Genomic DNA, 17,876 nt, shown 5'->3' with positions numbered 1-17,876 from the left:
ACGACGCGACAAGGCGCAAGGCGCTCAGATCTTTTCCGTCTCGCCGCTCTTCGGCTGCCACTTCATGAGCCGCCGCTCGATCAGCCCCACCAGCCCGTCGAGCACCAGCGCAAAGGCGGTCAGCACCACGATACCGGCGAACACGGTGTCGACGTCGAAGGTGCCTTCGGCCTGCAGGATCAGGTAGCCCACGCCGCGCGCCGAACCCAGGTACTCGCCCACCACGGCGCCGACGAAGGCCAGCCCGACGGAGGTATGCAGGCTGGAGAACACCCAGCTGGTCGCGCTCGGCAGGTACACCGTGCGCAGCAGCTGCCGCCGGCTGGCACCCAGCATGCGCGCATTGGCCAGCACCACCGGGCTGACCTCCCGCACGCCCTGGTAGACATTGAAGAACACGATGAAGAACACCAGCGTGACTGCCAGCGCCACCTTGCTCCAGATGCCCAGGCCGAACCACAGCGCAAAGATCGGCGCCAAGATCACCCGGGGCATGGAGTTCGCGGCCTTGATGTAAGGATCGAGGATCAGGCTGGCCGTCGGCGCCAGGGCCAGCCAGAGCCCGCAGGCGAGGCCCAGCAGGGTGCCGATGCCGAAGGCCAGCACGGTCTCGATCAGCGTCACGCCGAGGTGCAGGTAGATGTCGGCACGGCCCTCGAGCCCTTCGGGGAAGAGCCTGTTCGGCGCGATCGTTACCGGCAGGAACCAGCTCCAGATCCGGCCCGCCACCTTGACCGGCTCCCCGAGAAAAAAGGCGATCTTCGAATCGCGCGACGCCAGGTGCCACAGCACCAGCAGCAAGATGAGCAGCGCAAGCTGCCAGACTCGCGCGTTGCCTTCGTTCGGCCGCAGCCTCATCAGGCGGCCTTCTTCAGCTGCTGCGCGTAGCCCTTCAACACCTCGTCGCGCAGCACGCTCCAGATCTGCGAGTGGAGTTCGACGAATCGCGGGTGCGTGCGCACCTCAGCCACGTCGCGCGGGCGCGCGAGGTCGATGACGAACTCGCCGATCGGATGCGTGGCCGGACCGGCCGAGAGCACCACCACGCGATCGCTCATGGCGATCGCCTCGTCGAGGTCGTGCGTGATGAAGAGCACCGCCTTTCGTCCTTGTTGGCCGGCAGGCGCTGCGCGCCCACCCGCCGCCGGTGTGAGCACCGGCGCCGGGGCGGCGCGGCGCCCGGTGCTGGGGGCGGCCCAGAGTTCGAGCACTTCGTTCTCCATGAGCTGCCGCGTCTGCACGTCGAGCGCGCTGAAGGGCTCGTCCATCAGGATGATGTCGGGGTCCAGCGCCAGCACCTGCGCCAGCGCCGTGCGCTTTCGCATGCCGCCCGAGAGCTCGTGCGGATAGCGGTCGCCGAAGCCTCCCAGGCCGACGCGCGCCAGCCACTGTTCGGCCAGCGTCCTTGCCGCGTCGTCGGGCATACCGCGGTACTGCAATCCAAGCATCACATTCGCGAGCGCGCTGCGCCAGGGCATCAGTGCCTCGGTCTGGAACATGTAGCCCGCGCGCGCATTGACGCCCGTCAGCGGCTGGCCGAACACCTTCACCGTGCCGGAGGAAGGTTCGAGCAGGCCCGCGCCGACGTTGAGCAGCGTCGACTTCCCGCAGCCCGTGGGCCCGACCACCGAGACGAACTCGCCCGCACGCACCCGCAGCGAAGTGCCGGCCACTGCCGTGTAGCGCTGCCCGCGCTCGTCCTTGGAGCGGAAAGTGCAGCTGATGTCGAGCAGTTCGAGCGCGTGGTCGGCGTCGTCAGACATGGACGAAATAAAAAAACCCGGCAGGAGCCGGGCGCGAAAACGGGCAACTCAGGCTTTGAATCGGTCCTTCGCGCGGCGCGCGAACTCGTTGGTGTAGGTCTTGCCGAGGTCGATCCTGTCGGCCTTCACCGTCGGGTCGAAGCTCGCGATCGCGGCCAGCGCCGTCTTCGGCCCCTCGGCCGGCACGATGCCGTCGGTCGCGATCGCCTCGCGCACCTTGTCGAAAGAAGCCAGGTACAGCGCGCGGTCACCGAGCAGGTAGGTCTCGGGCACCGTCTTGATGATGTCGCCCGGCCCGGCGGTCTGCAGCCACTTGAGGCCGTGCACGATCGCGTTGGCCAGTGCCTGGCAGGTGTTGGGATGCTTCTGGACGAATTCGGCCGGCGCATACAGGCACCCCGCCGGCATCGGGCCGCCGAACACCTCCTGCGTGCCCTTCAGCGTGCGCGTGTCGCTGATGATCTTCACGTCGCCCTTCTGCTCGAGCATGGTCATCACCGGGTCGGTGTTGCTGATGGCGTCGATCTGGCCGGAGCGCAGCGCCGTCAATGCGCCGGCGGCCACGCCCACGCCGATGAAGCTCACGTCGCTCGCCTTGAGGCCGCCGCGCGAGAGCACCAGGTTGGCCACCATGTTGGTGGACGAGCCCGGCGCAGACACGCCGATCTTCCTGCCCTTGAGATCGGCGATGCCTGCGTAGCTCGCCATGTTCTTGGTCGACACGCCGATCGCGATCTGCGGCGCGCGACCCTGCAGCACGAAAGCCTGGAAGATCTGGTTCTTGGCCTGCAGGTTGATGGTGTGCTCGTAGGCGCCCGAGCACACGTCGGCCGAGCCGCCCACCACCGCCTGCAGCGCGCGCGCACCGCCGGCGAAGTCGGAGATCTCGACCTCCAGGCCTTCAGCCTTGAAGTAGCCCAGCTGCTCGGCGATGGTGAGCGGCAGGTAGTAGAAGGCCGCCTTGCCGCCGACCGCGATCGCGATCTTCGGCTTCTCGAGCTTGGCCTGCGCGCGCACCCACAGCGGTACCGCGATGGATGCGGCACCCAGGGCTGCGGCGACGGTGAAGCTGCGGCGATGGAGCATGCGTGGTGGCCCTGGCTCTCTGGGTTCTTTGTTCGAATCGAGCTTAGGGGCGCGCGCCATCTGCCTGCATCGGGAACATCCCGTGCGGGTTTTCACGTAAACATCAAGACCAACCGGCCAAGCGCTAGCGGCCGGCGAAAAGCATCGCGATATTGACGGCGAACGCCAGCGCCCAGACGGCGCTGCGCGCCGTTCCGAGGCCACGGATGTAGAGCACGATGTAGATGACGCGCAGCACGACATAAGCCGCGGCCAGCCTGTCGAGGGTGGTCTGCGCCGCACCGAGTTGATGCGCGATGACGACCGCGCCGATGAAGAAAGGCAGGCCCTCGAAACTGTTGGCCTGCGCGCCGATCGCCCTCGCCCGCCAGCCGGCCTGGCGCCCCATCCAGTCGCGCGGCGCCTGGTTGTCGCGCGGCTTGAAGCTGCCGGCCTTCGCGGCATAGGCCGCGGCATAGGGCAGCAGCGCCGCCACCAGCACGCACCAATAGGCGAGCGTCAGCGAGGAGAGGCTCATCGCCGGTCCACCAGCGCGTGCGCGATGGTGCCGAGGTCCACGTACTCGAGCTCACTGCCGGCCGGCACGCCGCGCGCGAGCCGCGTGACGGTGAGTCCGCGCTGCCGCAGCGCCTCGCCGATCACGTGCGCGGTGGCCTCGCCCTCGGCCGTGAAGTTGGTGGCGAGGATGACCTCGCTCACCGCGCCGTCGAGCGCACGCTCGAACAGCTTCGAGATCCCGATGTCCTTGGGGCCGATGCCGTCGAGCGGGCTCAGCTTGCCCATCAGCACGAAGTAATAGCCGCGGAAGGCGCCGGTACGCTCCAGCGCCGCCTGGTCGGCCGGCGTTTCGACCACGCACAGCTTGGTGGCGTCGCGGCGCGCATCGAGGCACACGCTGCACACCGGCGCTTCGGTGAAGGTGTTGCAGCGCTCGCAATGCCGCACCTCGGCCGCAGCCTCCTGCAATGCGCGCGCGATCCGCTGCATGGCATCGCGGTCGTGCTGGAGCAGGTGGAAGGCCATGCGCGAGGCCGACTTGACGCCGACACCGGGCAAGCGGCGCAAGGCCTCGATCAAGGCATCGACCGCGCTGGAGTCCGCCATGCGCAGGCTTAGAAGGGGAGCTTCATGCCGGGCGGCAGGCCCGGCATGCCGGCGGTCAGCTTGCCCATCTTCTGCTCGCTGGTTTCCTCGGCCTTGCGGACCGCGGCGTTGAAGGCGGCGGCCACCAGGTCTTCCAGCATGTCCTTGTCGTCGGCCAGCAGGCTGGGGTCGATGGTGATGCGCTTGACGTCGTGCTTGCAGGTCATCACGACCTTCACCAGGCCGGCGCCCGACTCGCCCTCGACCTCGATGGTCGCCAGCTCTTCCTGCGCCTTCTTGAGGTTCTCCTGCATTGCCTGCGCCTGCTTCATGAGGCCGGCCAGTTGTCCTTTGTTGAACATCGTTGGTCCTGTCGTCGTTGGATGATGAAAGAAGAATAAATCGGTTCAGGCAGGCCGCAGCGTGCCCGGCACGATCCTGGCGTCCCAGTCGCGCATCATGGATTGCACCTCGGGGTCGTTGCGGATCGCTTCTTCGGCCGCGTGCTGCCGCGCGTCGGCCGCCTGCTTGTTGCGGCGCGCCGGGCTGTCGGCCACGGAGCCGATCTCGATGGCGAGCCTCACTTCATGGCCCAGCGCCGCCAGGGCCGCCTGCAGCTTGTCGCGGCTGCCCGCCTGGTTGAGCGACTCGCGCTCGACGCGCAGCAGCCATTGGTCGACATCGCGCGCCACCAGTTGCGATTGAAGCGCCAGCTCGCGCGCCAGCGCGGTGACCGCCTCGGCCGCCACCAGTTGCGTGACGGTCGCATGCCAGAAGTCGCCCTCCTCGCTGGGCTGGATGGGCGGCGGAACGCTGTCGCGCGCCACGTCGCGCGCGCCGGGCGGAGGCTGCACGCGGACCTGCATGGCGAGCACTTGGGCCGCCGCGGTGGCGGCTTCGGACGCGGGCGGCGCGGCGGCGAGGCGACCCTCCTCGCGCACGGGCAGACGGTGGCCCGGAGGTGCGGCGCTCGTTGCGCTCGTTGCGCTCGTTGCAGCGGGTGCGGTCTCCGCCTGCGCTGCGGGTGCCGCCGCGACGACCGGGGCCCGGGGTGCCTGCGCGCGCTCCGGCGCGGCAGCGCGCGCTTCATTCAGAGTTTTTTTTTCCGCACCGGCCACAGCCGCAGGCTTGAAGGCCAGCAGGCGCAGCAGAACCATGGTGAGCGCGGCGTACTCGTCGGGCGCCAGGCCCAGCTCGCCGCGGCCGTGCAGGCACAGGCTGTAGAGCAGCTGCGTCTCGTCGGCCGGCATCGCGGCCGCCAGGCGCGCGGTCTCGGCTGCATCGGGGTCGCCCGCATCGCCGGTCTCTGCGCGCGCCGGCACGGCCTGCAGCACGGCCATGGCTTGCAGCACGGCGGTCATCTCCTCGAGCGTGGAGGCGGCCGACAGGCCGTCGCGGCGCAGGCCCTCGGCGGTCTCGACCACCGTCCGGCCATCGCCCTGCGCCAGGGCTTCGATCAGGCGGAACACATGGCCCCGGTCGACGCTGCCCAACATCTGCCGCACGCCGCCCTCGGTCAGTTCGCCGTTGCCGAAGGCGATCGCCTGGTCGGTCAGCGACAGTGCATCGCGCATCGAGCCGCGGGCCGCGCGCGCGATCAGCCGCAGCGCATGCGGCTCGGCCGGCACGGCTTCGGTCTGCAGCACGCGCGTGAGATGCTCGAGCACCGTCTCGGGCGCCATCGGCCGCAGGTTGAACTGCAGGCAGCGCGACAGCACCGTGACCGGCACCTTCTGCGGGTCGGTGGTCGCCAGCACGAACTTGAGGTACTCCGGCGGCTCTTCGAGCGTCTTCAGCATGGCGTTGAAGGCATGCCCGGTGAGCATGTGCACCTCGTCGATCATGAAGACCTTGAAGCGGCCCTGCACCGGCTTGTAGACCGCCTGTTCCAGCAGGGCCTGCACCTCGTCCACGCCGCGGTTCGAGGCCGCGTCCAGCTCGGTGTAGTCGACGAAGCGGCCCGAATCGATGTCCTTGCAGGCCTGGCACACGCCGCAGGGCGCGGCGGTGATGCCGCCCTGCCCGTCGGGCCCCTGGCAGTTGAGCGACTTGGCCAGGATGCGCGAGACGGTGGTCTTGCCGACGCCGCGGGTTCCGGTGAAGAGGTAGGCGTGGTGCAGCCGCTGGGAGGTGAGCGCGTTCTCGAGCGCCTGCACCACGTGCTCCTGGCCCACCATCTCGCTGAAGGTCCTGGGGCGGTGTTTTCGGGCGAGAACGAGGTAGGCCATCGGCGCATTCTAGGTTGTCACCCGAAGCGGCTCAGGCGATCCTCCGGCGCGACATAGGCCTTTTTACTTATAGATTTTCGCGGTATCGCCCCTAGCATGGCAGGGTCTTCCCAGGAGAGCGACATGCCCACTGCGCATCCCAGGGCCGCCGCGCGCGCGCCGGCCGGCAAGGCCAAGTCCCAGCCGTCGGCCGGGCGGCGCTATTGCATGCAGCCCGTGCAGGCGCCGCGCCAGTTCGACAGCAGCGTCTCGGCCGGCCGCGCCTCCGCCATCCTGGCCGCGAGCAAGAAATGGGTGAACGGCACGCAGCTCGGCTACTACTGCTACAAGCGCGGCGACGGCGTGCCGGCCGCGTGGCAGGGCAACACGGCCGACGTGGAGGTGGTGGACCAGGCCTTCGAGGCCTGGGCGAAGCTGGGCATCGGCATCGGCTTCCGCCGCGTGGAGGCGCCGGAGGACGCGACCGTGCGCATCGGCTTCGATCCGCAGGACGGTTCCTGGTCCTACGTGGGCCGCGACGTGCTGAACGTGCGCGACCCGCTGCAGCGGACGATGAACTTCGGTTGGCCGCTCAACACCGACTACGGCCACGACACTGCGCTGCACGAGATCGGCCACACGCTGGGCCTGGAGCATGAGCACCAGAATCCGAACGCCGGCATCACCTGGAACCGGCAGGCGGTGCTCGACTACTTCTCGGGCGCGCCCAACCACTGGCAGGAGGCGCAGATCGAGTGGAACGTCCTGCGCAAGATCCCGGCCGCCGAGGTCAAGGGCACGACCTGGGACCCCGACTCGGTGATGGAGTACCACTTCGAGCCCGGCCTGATCGACGCTCCCGCGCAATACCGGGAGGGGCTGGTGCCCAAGGGCGGGCTGTCGTACGCCGACAAGGCCTGGGTGGTGGAGTCCTATCCTGGCGTGCGGGCGCCGGCGGTGGGCACGCTCAAGGTTGGCCTCTCGCAACTGCTCAAGCTCAAGGCCGGCGAAACCCGCAACTTCGAATTCGTGCCGGCGCGCACGCGCACCTACCAGATCGGCACCTTCGGCACGTCGGACACGGTGCTGGTGCTGTTCGAGGTCACGCCCGCTGGCAATGTGCAGATCGCGGGCAACGACGACAGCGGCACCGAACGCAACGCACGCGTGAGCATGCGCCTGCAGAAGGGCCGGCACTACCTCGTGGGCGTGCGCCTCTTCTACGCCGATGCGGCCCTCGAGACTTCGCTGATGGCCTGGTGAACCGAGGGGCCTCGGGGCGTCGCCTACAATTGCGGCTGACGGGCCTCCCCGCATGGTGAAGTGGCCAACCGGGTCAGGTGGGGAACCAAGCAGCCCTAACTGCGTAGCCAGTGCCGGGGGTAAGGCTCGTCAACCTCACATCCGTAAAAAAGCCGCGTGCGTCCACGCGGCTTTTTTTTGCTCTGCGAAGCCCTCGTCACCGTGAATGGTGCTCGAGCGCCGTCGCACATCAAGTACACGAGTACGCCATCTCAAGATCGGCGTTCGTCGCGCTCCAGCCACCGCAGGACACCTCGCGCGGCGACCACGCCGCTGGCCATCGAGGCGGTCAGCAGATAGCCGCCCGTGGGCGCCTCCCAGTCGAGCATCTCGCCGGCGCAGAAGAGGCCGGGCAGCGCGGTGCTCATCAGATGCGCGTCGAGCGCCTCGAAGCGCACGCCACCGGCGCTGCTGATGGCCTCGTCGATGGGCCTCGGCGCGACCAGCCGCAGCGGCAGCGCCTTGAGCGTCTCGGCCAGCTTCTCGGGCGCATGCATTTCGTCGCGCGTGAGCACCTCGTGCAGCACGGCAGCCTTGATGCCCTCGAGGCCAAGCCGGCTCTTCAGGTGGCTGGCCACCGAGCGCGCCCCGCGCGGATGCAACACGGCCGCGCGCACCTGCTCGGCGCTGCGGTCGGGCAGCAGGTCGAGCCACAGGGTGGCGCTGCCCTGCAAGGCGATCTCGTCGCGCAGCAAGGCCGAGGCCGCATAGACCAGGCTGCCTTCGATGCCGGTCGCGGTCGCAACGAACTCGCCCTTGCGCGCGAAGCGGCGGCCTCGCGCATCGCTGCACGAAATCGCCACCGATTTGAAGGGCTTGCCGGCGAAGCGCTCGGCGAAGTACGGCGTCCAGCCGATGTCGAAGCCGCAGTTCGCCGGCGCGAGCGGCGCCACCTCCACGCCGCGCGCAGCGAGCCAGGGCACCCACGCGCCGTCGGAACCCAGCCGCGACCAGCTGGCGCCGCCGAGGGCCAGCACGGTGGCCTCGGGCATCACCTCCAGCTCGCCGCTCGGCGTGGCGAAGCGCAGCGCACCCGCGCCGGACCAGCCTCGCCAGCGATGACGCATGTGGAACTGCACGCCGGCCCCGCGCAGCCGATGCAGCCAGGCACGCAGCAGCGGCGCCGCCTTCATGTCGGTGGGGAACACGCGGCCCGAGCTGCCGACGAAGGTCTGGATGCCGAGGCCGTGCACCCAGTCGCGCAGCGCCTGGGGACCGAAGTCGCGCAGCAGTGGCTCGACCTGCGCACGGCGCGCGCCGAAGCGGCTGGCGAAGGGCTCGAAGGGTTCGGCATGCGTGAGATTCAGGCCGCCGCGCCCCGCCAGCAGGAACTTGCGGCCGACCGAGGGCATGGCGTCGTAGAGATGCACGGGCAAGCCCCGTGCGCTCAGCACCTCGGCCGCCATGAGGCCGGCCGGGCCGCCGCCGATGACGGCGATCTTCTCGACCTTGCCGCCGCTCATTCGACGTCCACCAGTTCGCCCTGTCCGGTGAGGAAGGCTGCTCGCACGGCCTCGCCGGGACAGGCCTCCTGCACCGCATCGCGGTAGCGCTGCAGCTGCGAGATCAGCGTTGCGTCGCGCTCGGGACGGGCCGCCGACTTGTAGTCGAGCACCCACCAGACGCCGCTCGCGCGATGCCGCACCAGGCGGTCGATGCGCAGCACCTCGCCCCGGTGGACCAGCGTCACCTCATTGCCCTGCCACGCGAGCGCGTCGGTATCCCATGCCCAGGCGCCTCCACCCGCGCGGATGCGCTGCGCCATCGCAGCGGCGACCCTGGCCGTGTCGGCGTCGAGCCCGAACTCGCGGCCCGCAGCACGCACGTGGGCCGGTGCCGGCGGCACGCCCGGCTGCGCCCACTCGAGCAGGCGGTGCATCGCCTGGCCCAGGGCCGACGCGCGCGAGTCGGCGCTCCTCGCCGCGACGCGCGACGCCGTGCGCGCCAGGCCGACCGGCACCGGCAGCTGGAGCATGGCGAAGGCGGCCGTTGCAGGCGACGCTCCGGCCAGCGGCGCGCCTGCGTCGGCCGCCGCATCGATGGGCTCGCAAAGCGCTTCGAGGCGCGACCACCAGCTGCGGCCGTCCGGCCGCGCGGCCGGCACCGCCGACAGCACCAGCTCGCCGCGCGCGCGCGTGGTCGCCACGTAGAGCGCATTGATCTCCTCGCGATGGCGCGCGGCCTCCTCCTGCGCCAGGTCGCGGACGGTGCAAGCCGGCGGCCTCTTCTCGCTCGCGACGAAGACGAAGCGCTCCGGCGCCGCCGCCTGGCCCGGCCACTTGACGAGCACGCCCATGGTCTGCGTGCGCTGCGCCGAAGCGTCGGTGTCCAGCATCAACACCAGGTCTGCCTCCAGGCCCTTGGCGCCGTGCACGGTGAGCAGCTGCACCGCATCGGCCGCAGCGACCGAGGGCGCGCGGGTGCCGCCCCGGCGCAGCGCGCGCACGAAGGCGTATGGCGTGGCGAAACGCGCACCGTCGAGCTCGAGCGACGCGGCCATCAGCCCGCGCAGGTTGCCGAGCACGCCGGCGCGCAGTGCCGCCGGCGCGGCGGCCGCGAACCGGCCGAGCACGTCCGCGTCGTGGTAGATCGCACTCAGCGCATCGTGCGGCGGCCAGTCGGCCAGCCAGCGTTGCCATTGGCGCAGGCGGGGCCCGATGCCCGCGAGCGGCGGCGACAGGTCCGGCGCCTGCAACAGCTCGAACCAGCTCGCGCCGTGTTCGCGCCGGCGCAGCGCCAGGGCGACCAGCGCATCGTCGTCGAGCCCGAAGAGCGGCGAGCGCAGCGCGCGCGCCAGCGACAGGTCGTGGTCCGGCGAGACCAGCGCATCGAGCAGCGCCACCATGTCCTGCACCTCGGGCGCATCGTGCAGATCATTCTTCTCGGGCTGCTGGACGGCGATGTGCAGCTTGCGCAACTCGTCCTGCAGCGCCGCGAGCCGGCTTCGACGGCGCGCCAGCACCATGATGCGGCTGGGTGCAAGACCTTGCGCAATGCGCCCGGCGATCCAGCGCGCGGCCTGCTCGCATTCCTTCTGCAGCAGCTTTTCTTCGGGCAGCACGCGCGGCGTGACGAGGCTGTCGCGCCAGGGCAGCAGGCCCTCCTCGTTCGCGACGCCGCCCTGCTCCCTCGGCGCGATCGCGTCGCGCGGGATCGGCGGCAGCTTGCGCACCCGCCCCGCGGCGCGCGATTCGGTGGTGTGGTCGCGGAATCCGCTGAACTCGCCGGCGCGCTGTGCATCGCCCATCGCCGCATTGACCAGGCTCACCACGGCCTGTGCATTGCGGTGCGTGTGGTCGCAGTTGAGCAGGTCTCCGTCGAGTCCTTCCTGGACGAACTGCTTGGCCGCGATGAACACCTGCGGCTCGGCGCGCCTGAAACGATAGATGCTCTGCTTCGGATCGCCGACGATGAACACGCCCGGTCGCCGCCCGCCCGCGCCCGCATAGCTGCCCAGCCAGCCGTGCAGCGCCTGCCATTGCAGCGGATTGGTGTCCTGGAACTCGTCGATGAGCAGGTGCCGCACGCGCGCGTCGAGCCGCTCCTGCACCCAGCCCCACAGCTCGGCGTTGCCAAGCAGCAGGTGCGCCGCCTGCTCGACGTCGTTCATGTCGACCCATCCGTGGGCCGCCTTGACCTCGGCGAAGCAGCGGATGAGCAGGCGGGTCAGCCGCGCCATCCGCTGCTGGTAGAGCCAGGCGGCATGCTGGGCCTGCGCTTCGCAGTACTGCTGCACGTACTGCTGCGCGGCGCGCACGTCTTCCACGCCGGCGAGCTTGTCGCTGAACTTGCGCGGCTCGCCCTTCTGCGTGAGCAGCGCGTCGAGCACGCCGGGCACGCGGCCCCTGGCCACGGCATGCTCCAGCTTCACGCCCTTTTGCGAAAAGGTCGGCGCACTGGCGCGGCCGAGCGCGCGCGCCGCGGCGAGCAGGGCTGCGCGGGAGGCGGGATCGTGCAGCAGCCGATCCTCGGGCGTCTCGGCGCCGGCGAAGTCGGGATAGAACTCGCCCATGGGCACCACGGCGTCCTCGACCGCACCGTGGGCGTCGGCGAGCACGAATTCGACACGCCGCGTCAGCGCCTCGTCGAGCGCCTTGGCGGTCTGCGAGCGGCCGTAGTGCGCGACCAGCGCCCGGTAGTCGGCGGCGGCCTCGGCGTCCTCCGCGACGGCCGCGAAGAAGGGGCGCCAGACACGCGCACGCGCCTCGGCATCGTCCTCGAGCAGCTGGTAGTTGGCGGGCAGCCGCAGGCGCTCGAGCACGGCGACCGGCGCACTGCGCAGCAGGCCGGCGAACCAGGCATGGAAGGTACGGAACTGCACCGGCCGGCCGCCCGCGAGCAGCTCGCGGTAGAGCCCCTGCAGCCGCGGCGCGCGGGCCTCGGCGGAGGGCCGGTCCATGCCGCGCATGACCAGCTCCGGCACCAGTGCCTCGACGGGCAGCGCCGCGAAGGCTTCCAGCCACTGGTCGAGCCGCTCGCGCATCTCGCCGGCCGCTTTCTTGGTAAAGGTGATGGCGAGGATCTCGTGCGGCGCGCAGGCGTTTTCGCCCTCCTCGAGCAAGGCGCGCAGGATGCGCGAGACCAGCATCCAGGTCTTGCCCGCGCCCGCGCAGGCCTCCACTGCCACCGAGCGGCGCGGGTCGCAGGCAATGGCATAGAAGCGCTCGCGCGAGACGCCGGCGCCGTTGTGCTCATAGGCGGCCGCCTTCGGAGGCGCTGCAGGCATGGGCGGGCCCGAGGCTTCCAGGGCCTTCGCCTTCGGCGCGGCCGCCGCAGCTGCAGCCGGCAGCGCGGGCTCATCGCTCCAGAAATCCTTGCGGCACAGGCCACGCGCGGCGCAGTACTCGCATACCGCGCCCTCGCCCAGGGCGGGCAGTGCCGCACCGCGTCCGATGCGCGCGAGGTCGTCCATGACGCCGGCCACCAGGGCATCGCGTGCGGCGATCACATCGGTCTGCTCGACGGTGCGCGTGCCCGACGCCTTCTCGCCGACGTTGACGTAAGCCGCACGCAGGCGGTCGTCGGGGAACAGGGCGGCGTAGAAAGCGAGCTGCGTGTCCTCGGTGGGATCCTTGATGCGATCCCGGGTCTTGTCGACCGACTCGGTCTTGTAGTCGATCACGAAAGGGCGTCCGTCGGCCGTGGCATCGACGCGGTCCAGCCGGCCGACCAGCTTCACGCTGCCCAGCGCCAGTTCCTTCCAAGGCTCGGATTCGACGAATACGGCGTGCTCGTCCTGCTCATGCATGGCGAGCCAGGCAAGGTAGCCGTCGCGCACCGCGGGCCAGGCCGCGGCAAAGGGGAGGAACTCGGCTTGCGACAGGCCGAACTCGCGCGTTGCCGCTTGCTCGGCCGTGGCCATCAAGGCGAGACGCGCGTCCAGGTCTGCATCGGGTGTGTGTGCCAGTGCCTCATGGAAATGGCCGAGCACCGCATGCAGCCAGTTGCCGAAATCGCGCTTGTCGACTTCGGCATCGAGCTCGTCGCTGCTGCGCAGGCCGAGCTGGCGCATCGCGAAGAAGCGATAGGGGCAGCGGCGCAAGTCTTCATAGGCGGTCGAGGACAGCGTGGCGGGCAGCAGTGCATCGCCGTGCGGCTGCGGCCGCGGCGTCGGGCGCGCGGGCACCTGGACTGCGACGCGTGGGTCCGCGGCCGTGGCCGTGGCGTGATCCAGCTGCAGCATCTGCAGCAAGGCGCTGGGATGCACGGGCTCGCCGGCGGCATCGAAGCGGCGCCACAGCAGGTCGCAGTGCGGCGCGCCCAATGCCACGGCCCAGGCCGCGCGCTGGGCCCCCTCCAGCACCTCGCGCGCGGGCAGCGCCAATGCGAGGCGTTGCGCCGCCGTCCAGTCGCCGGGCGGCTCGGGCGAAGCAGGCAGCCGATGATCGTCGCAGCCCGGCAGCACGACGGCGCCGAAGGCGCGGCCCAGCAACTGGTGCAGCGGCAGCACCACTACCCGCGGAATGTCCTCGTCGGAGGGCAGGCGCACGCTCGCAGCCTCGAGCACGTCGCGCACCCAGGCGGTGAACTCCGCGAGGGTGCAGCGCGTGCCGCGCATTTCACTGCCCTCGATGTCGAGATAGAGCGCACCGATCAGCTCGGCGCCGACCACGTCCTGCTGGAGCGCAGGCCATTGGCCGGCGGCCTCGAGCAGCGCGCGCGTCGCCTGGAGCCACTCGGCCAGCGGCCTCGCGCGGGCGAGCGCCGCGCGCAGCGTCTCGATGTCGTTGGTGTAGGCGAGCAGGTCCTGGTCGCGGGGGTGTTCACTGGCCGCGGCGAAGAGGCACCAGCTGCGCCAGTCGCGCATGCCGCGCTCGCGCAGGCGCTTCTCCAGCGCGCGGATCGCGCGGCCATCGAAGGCGGCGTTCTTGAGCCAATCCAGCACCTGGTCGCTGGAGGCATCGTGGGCGCAGGCACGCAAGGCGCTCATCAGCGTGGCGGCAGCGCGTGTCGTGGAGAGCTTCCAACCGGTCTCGTCCTGAGGCTGCACGCCATGGGCGATCAGCTGGGCACTGATGCGGCGCGTCAGGGCGCGATCGGTGGTCACCAGCGCCACCGGCGCGCGGCCCTCGGCCAGATGGCGCAGCACGCAGGCGGCGGCGCGCTGGGCTTCGTCCTCCGGGTCATCGCAAGGATGCAGGTCCGCGATGCAGGCAGCCGCGGCCTGCGTCGCCAGCGGCAGGCGCAGCGCACGCTCGCCGAACAAGGCCGCGAGCTTGTTGGCCAGTGGATCGCTCTGTAGCCCTTCGAGAACGATGAGCTGGTCGACCCGCTCGAGCGCGCCGCCGGCGAGCAGCACATCGGTTGCGTAGGCCGAGCTGGCAGCCCAGGCCAGCGCGATGCCGTTGAGTGCGCTCTCGGTGTCGAACCACTCCGAGCCGCGGCCCGCCACCAGGGCCTCGCGCACCCGCTGGGCCCAGGCCGTACGCTCGTCCGGCGCCTCGGATGCGGCGAGGGGCGCGAGCTGCAAGGCAATCTCGACCACTCGCCCCGCCAGGGCATTGCGGGCTGCGGCGAAGCCGGCGCGGGCCAGCAGCGATTGCGCGGTGAGCAGGTCGCGCGCCATATCGAAGGCAATGTCGTCGGCGCCGGGCACGAAGCCGCCCACGCTGCGCGCCCAGTTGCGCGTGGTTTCGAAGCGCGGCGCGAAGCCCGGCGCACCACAGCCGGCCCACATGCCACGCGCCGCCTGCATGAGCTGCGCATAGGGCACCAGCACCACGGTGCGCGCGGGGTGCAGCCCGCGCTCGGACAGCAGGCGCGCGATGCGGGCGACCAGGCCTTCGTTCGGGTCGCACCAAAGAGCATGCGCCGGGTGGCGCTCGGAAGGGTTCATGGGGGGATCTTGTAGGGCTTGGCTATCGGGGCCATAGCGTGCGCGCTGACCACGCCATCACTTGGTTTCTGTCACAATGGCCCGCACTTTAGCTGCACCATCATCCAGCGCAGAAGGACCCATCCCATGGCCAGCGAACTCATCAAACACATCTCCGACTCTTCCTTCGAAGCCGACGTGCTCAAGTCCGGCAAACCCGTGCTCGTGGACTACTGGGCCGAGTGGTGCGGCCCCTGCAAGATGATTGCCCCCATCCTCGACGAAGTCTCCAGCGCCTACGAGGGCAAGCTGCAGGTCGCCAAGATGAACGTCGACGAGAACCGCGACATCCCCGCCAAGTTCGGCATTCGCGGCATCCCGACGCTGATGCTGTTCAAGGACGGCCAGCTGGCTGCGACCAAGGTCGGCGCGATGAGCAAGGCCCAGCTGACGGCCTTCATCGACCAGCAGCTCGCCTGAGTTCTTCGTCTTCGGGCCTGCCGGCGTGCAATGCGCTGGCAGCCCTTGTCGTTTTTCCTGTCATAATCTTCGCAGTTCACCGGCTCTTCTTTCTTGGCAGCCGGTTCGAGTTCCCCGGTTTGTGAGGCCTCCTCGCCTCTCCTCAAACCTCCCCCCTGGTTCTTTCCGACAGTTTCCCCGCACGGGGTTGTTCCATGCACTTAAACGAACTCAAGGCACTCCACGTGTCTGAAGTCTTCAAGCAGGCTGAAGCACTGGAGATCGAAAACACCGGCCGCATGCGCAAGCAGGAGCTGATGTTCGCGATCATCAAGAAGCGTGCAAAGGCGGGCGAGCAGGTCTTCGCTGACGGCGTGCTCGAGATCCTGCCGGACGGCTTCGGCTTCCTGCGCAGCCCGGACACCAGCTTCACCGCCAGCACCGACGACATCTACATCAGCCCCAGCCAGGTGCGGCGCTTCAACCTGCACACCGGCGACCTGATCGAGGGCGAGGTGCGCATACCCAAGGACGGCGAGCGCTACTTCGCGCTGACCAAGCTGGACAAGGTCAACGGCGGCGCGCCCGAGGCGAACAAGCACAAGGTGATGTTCGAGAATCTCACGCCGCTGTTCCCCAAGGAGCTGATGCGCCTGGAGCGCGACAACTTCAAGGGCGACGAGAACATCACCGGCCGCATCATCGACATCATCGCGCCCATCGGCAAAGGCCAGCGCGCCCTGCTGGTGGCGCCGCCCAAGAGCGGCAAGACGGTGATGATGCAGCACATGGCGCATGCGATCAGCGCCAATTACCCCGAGGTCCACATGATGGTGCTGCTCGTCGACGAGCGGCCCGAGGAAGTGACCGAGATGCAGCGCACGGTGAAGGGCGAGGTCATTGCCTCGACCTTCGACGAGCCGGCTGCGCGCCACGTACACGTGGCCGAGATGGTGATCGAGCGTGCCAAGCGCCTGGTCGAACTGAAGAAGGACGTGGTGATCCTGCTGGACTCGATCACCCGCCTGGCCCGCGCCTACAACAACGTCGTGCCCTCTTCCGGCAAGGTTCTGACCGGCGGCGTGGACTCCAATGCATTGCAGCGCCCCAAGCGCTTCCTGGGCGCCGCGCGCAACGTGGAGGAAGGCGGCTCGCTGACCATCATCGGCACCGCGCTGATCGACACCGGCAGCCGCATGGACGAGGTGATCTTCGAAGAGTTCAAGGGCACGGGCAACTCCGAAATCCACCTCGACCGCCGGCTTTACGAGAAGCGCGTCTTTCCCTCGATCCAGCTCAACCGCAGCGGCACCCGCCGCGAAGAGCTGCTGCTGCCGCCCGAGATCCTGCAGAAGACCCGCATCCTGCGCCAGCTCATGTACAACATGGACGAGATCGAGGCGATGGAACTCATGCTGAAGAACATGAGGGCGACCAAGACCAACGTCGAGTTCTTCGACATGATGCGCCGCGGGGGAGGCTAGGCGCGCGCCTTGCCCTTTCCCGGACCAGCAGCCCGGCAAAGCCGGCCCGCTGTGTTTCTTGTGAACAGGCCTCGCTACGCTTGTCCCGACGCCTGATCAGCGCGTCGGGAGGGCGCGGCCTTCGGCTGCGCTCTGGCGGCCGAGGTCCAACAATTCCATGAGTTCGACCGCCTGCTCGGGGGAAACGGGGTTCTCGCCCTTGCCGAGGATCGCGTCGCGCACCGCGGCGTAGTACGCCACATAGTTGCCGGCTTGCGTCGGCACTCTGCTCGACCGGGCCTGGCCGTCGTCGGACGGCAGGATCAGCTCGCCATCCAGGTCGTCGGCGCCCCACCCTTCGCCACCCGGCTTTCCGCCCGCGCGCAACGCGTCCTCCTGCGGATCGACGCCGCGCTTCACATAGCTGCCGCCCGTGCCGTGCACGATGTAGCGCGGCGCGGCATGGACGGCCAGCGTGGTCGCATGCAGCACCACGCGCAGCGGCGCATGCGGCCCGGTCTCGTAGCGCAGCACGGCATGGAAGTAGTCCTCGACCAACGCTCCGTCACGCAGGGCGGCGGTGTCGAGCTGCAGCGTGTCGGGCCGCCCGAAGAGTTGCACGGTCTGGTCGAGCAGGTGCGAGCCCAGGTCGACCCAGAGGCCGGCGCCCGGCACCGGCTGCTCGCGCCACCGCTCGCGCACCTGGGGCCTGAAACGGTCGAAGTGCGATTCGAAGTACACCGGCCTGCCCAGCTGGCCGCCGGCGAGCAGTTGCTTCAGCGTCAGGAAGTCCGAATCGAAGCGGCGGTTCTGGTACACCGACAGCAGCCGCCCCTGGCGCTGTGCCAATGCCGCGAGCTCGCGCGCCTGGGCGGCATCGAGCGTGAAGGGCTTGTCGACCACCACATGCTTGCCCGCGGCCAGCGCTGCCTTGGCCACCGGATGGTGCTGCGCATTGGGCGTGGCGACCACGACGAGGTCGATATCGGCTCTGCCCAGCAGCGCATCCACGTCCGGCACCACGTCGACGCCCGGCCATTCCGCATGGACCTTGTGGGGCTGGGAGCTGGCCACCGCGCCCAGTTGGAGACCAGGCACGGCCGAGAGCACGGGCGCGTGGAAGGTCTGGCCGGCGAAACCGAAGCCGACCAGGCCGGCGCGCAAGGAGCTTGAATTCATGGCGAAAAAGGCGCTGGCG

At 69.6% G+C, this 17,876-nt stretch carries 13 protein-coding genes, 1 other RNA gene and 1 pseudogene; 4 read left to right on the top strand and 11 right to left on the bottom strand.

The annotated features are described in order from the left end of the window. Window positions 1-24: 24 nt before the first annotated feature. The 7 genes from J2739_RS05355 to dnaX all read right to left on the bottom strand — a co-directional run bounded on the left by J2739_RS05355 (window position 25) and on the right by dnaX (window position 6,160). The gene (locus J2739_RS05355; RefSeq protein WP_309899285.1) at window positions 25-858 is read right to left on the bottom strand and encodes an ABC transporter permease; all 834 of its coding nucleotides are present in this window, start codon (window positions 856-858) and stop codon (window positions 25-27) included. Continuing rightward, window positions 858-1,763: an ABC transporter ATP-binding protein gene (locus J2739_RS05350; RefSeq protein ID WP_309899283.1), complete on the bottom strand. Its 906-nt coding sequence runs from the start codon at window positions 1,761-1,763 to the stop codon at window positions 858-860. Before J2739_RS05350 ends, J2739_RS05355 begins: the two co-directional genes overlap by 1 nt. Window positions 1,764-1,811: 48 nt before the next feature. Beyond that, on the bottom strand, window positions 1,812-2,849 hold the full coding sequence (locus J2739_RS05345; RefSeq protein ID WP_309899281.1) for an ABC transporter substrate-binding protein: 1,038 nt from the start codon (window positions 2,847-2,849) through the stop codon (window positions 1,812-1,814). A gap of 124 nt (window positions 2,850-2,973) precedes the next feature. Further along, complete coding sequence (locus tag J2739_RS05340) at window positions 2,974-3,366, bottom strand: MAPEG family protein (RefSeq protein ID WP_309899279.1); 393 nt, start codon at window positions 3,364-3,366, stop codon at window positions 2,974-2,976. Further along, entirely contained in the window at window positions 3,363-3,953 is a 591-nt protein-coding gene (recR, locus tag J2739_RS05335) for a recombination mediator RecR (protein ID WP_309899277.1), read from the bottom strand. Before recR ends, J2739_RS05340 begins: the two co-directional genes overlap by 4 nt. Window positions 3,954-3,961: 8 nt before the next feature. Then, window positions 3,962-4,294: a YbaB/EbfC family nucleoid-associated protein gene (locus J2739_RS05330; RefSeq protein ID WP_019653034.1), complete on the bottom strand. Its 333-nt coding sequence runs from the start codon at window positions 4,292-4,294 to the stop codon at window positions 3,962-3,964. A 45-nt stretch (window positions 4,295-4,339) separates the two neighbouring features. Next, a complete protein-coding gene (dnaX, locus tag J2739_RS05325; RefSeq protein ID WP_309899275.1) occupies window positions 4,340-6,160 on the bottom strand; it encodes a DNA polymerase III subunit gamma/tau in 1,821 nt (606 codons plus the stop codon). Between the two features lie 123 nt (window positions 6,161-6,283). Here dnaX and J2739_RS05320 point away from each other — a divergent pair, with 123 nt between their 5' ends. Together J2739_RS05320 and ffs are read left to right on the top strand one after the other, a co-directional pair. Next, a complete protein-coding gene (locus tag J2739_RS05320; protein WP_309899273.1) occupies window positions 6,284-7,402 on the top strand; it encodes a M12 family metallopeptidase in 1,119 nt (372 codons plus the stop codon). Between the two features lie 37 nt (window positions 7,403-7,439). Continuing rightward, window positions 7,440-7,536: signal recognition particle sRNA small type (ffs, locus tag J2739_RS05315), an RNA gene on the top strand. Window positions 7,537-7,653: 117 nt separating this feature from the next. On the opposite strand, the gene J2739_RS05310 is transcribed toward ffs, so the two are convergent. The 3 genes and pseudogenes from J2739_RS05310 to J2739_RS05300 form a co-directional block, all read right to left on the bottom strand. Next, on the bottom strand, window positions 7,654-8,904 hold the full coding sequence (locus J2739_RS05310) for a TIGR03862 family flavoprotein (protein ID WP_309899271.1): 1,251 nt from the start codon (window positions 8,902-8,904) through the stop codon (window positions 7,654-7,656). Next, window positions 8,901-12,167 carry a UvrD-helicase domain-containing protein gene (locus J2739_RS05305; protein WP_309899953.1) on the bottom strand — a complete coding sequence of 1,089 codons (3,267 nt, stop codon included), beginning with the start codon at window positions 12,165-12,167 and terminating at the stop codon, window positions 8,901-8,903. The genes J2739_RS05310 and J2739_RS05305 overlap by 4 nt, the downstream gene beginning before the upstream one ends. Before the next feature lie 102 nt (window positions 12,168-12,269). After that, window positions 12,270-13,124 (bottom strand): annotated as a pseudogene (locus J2739_RS05300) (RecB family exonuclease); the annotation flags it as partial. 1,779 nt (window positions 13,125-14,903) lie between these two features. On the opposite strand from J2739_RS05300, the gene trxA reads away from it, so the two are divergent. Together trxA and rho are read left to right on the top strand one after the other, a co-directional pair. Beyond that, on the top strand, window positions 14,904-15,236 hold the full coding sequence (gene trxA, locus J2739_RS05295; protein ID WP_309899269.1) for a thioredoxin TrxA: 333 nt from the start codon (window positions 14,904-14,906) through the stop codon (window positions 15,234-15,236). Window positions 15,237-15,430: 194 nt separating this feature from the next. Beyond that, window positions 15,431-16,699: a transcription termination factor Rho gene (gene rho, locus J2739_RS05290; RefSeq protein ID WP_309899268.1), complete on the top strand. Its 1,269-nt coding sequence runs from the start codon at window positions 15,431-15,433 to the stop codon at window positions 16,697-16,699. A gap of 96 nt (window positions 16,700-16,795) precedes the next feature. On the opposite strand, the gene J2739_RS05285 is transcribed toward rho, so the two are convergent. Continuing rightward, window positions 16,796-17,857, bottom strand: coding sequence for an oxidoreductase (locus J2739_RS05285; RefSeq protein ID WP_309899266.1), 1,062 nt, complete (start codon window positions 17,855-17,857; stop codon window positions 16,796-16,798). Window positions 17,858-17,876 lie beyond the last annotated feature (19 nt).

The sequence above is a fragment of the Variovorax soli genome, from assembly GCF_031454625.1.
GTDB lineage: Bacteria > Pseudomonadota > Gammaproteobacteria > Burkholderiales > Burkholderiaceae_C > Variovorax > Variovorax soli_A.
This window is presented reverse-complemented; position numbering and strand designations above follow the sequence as displayed.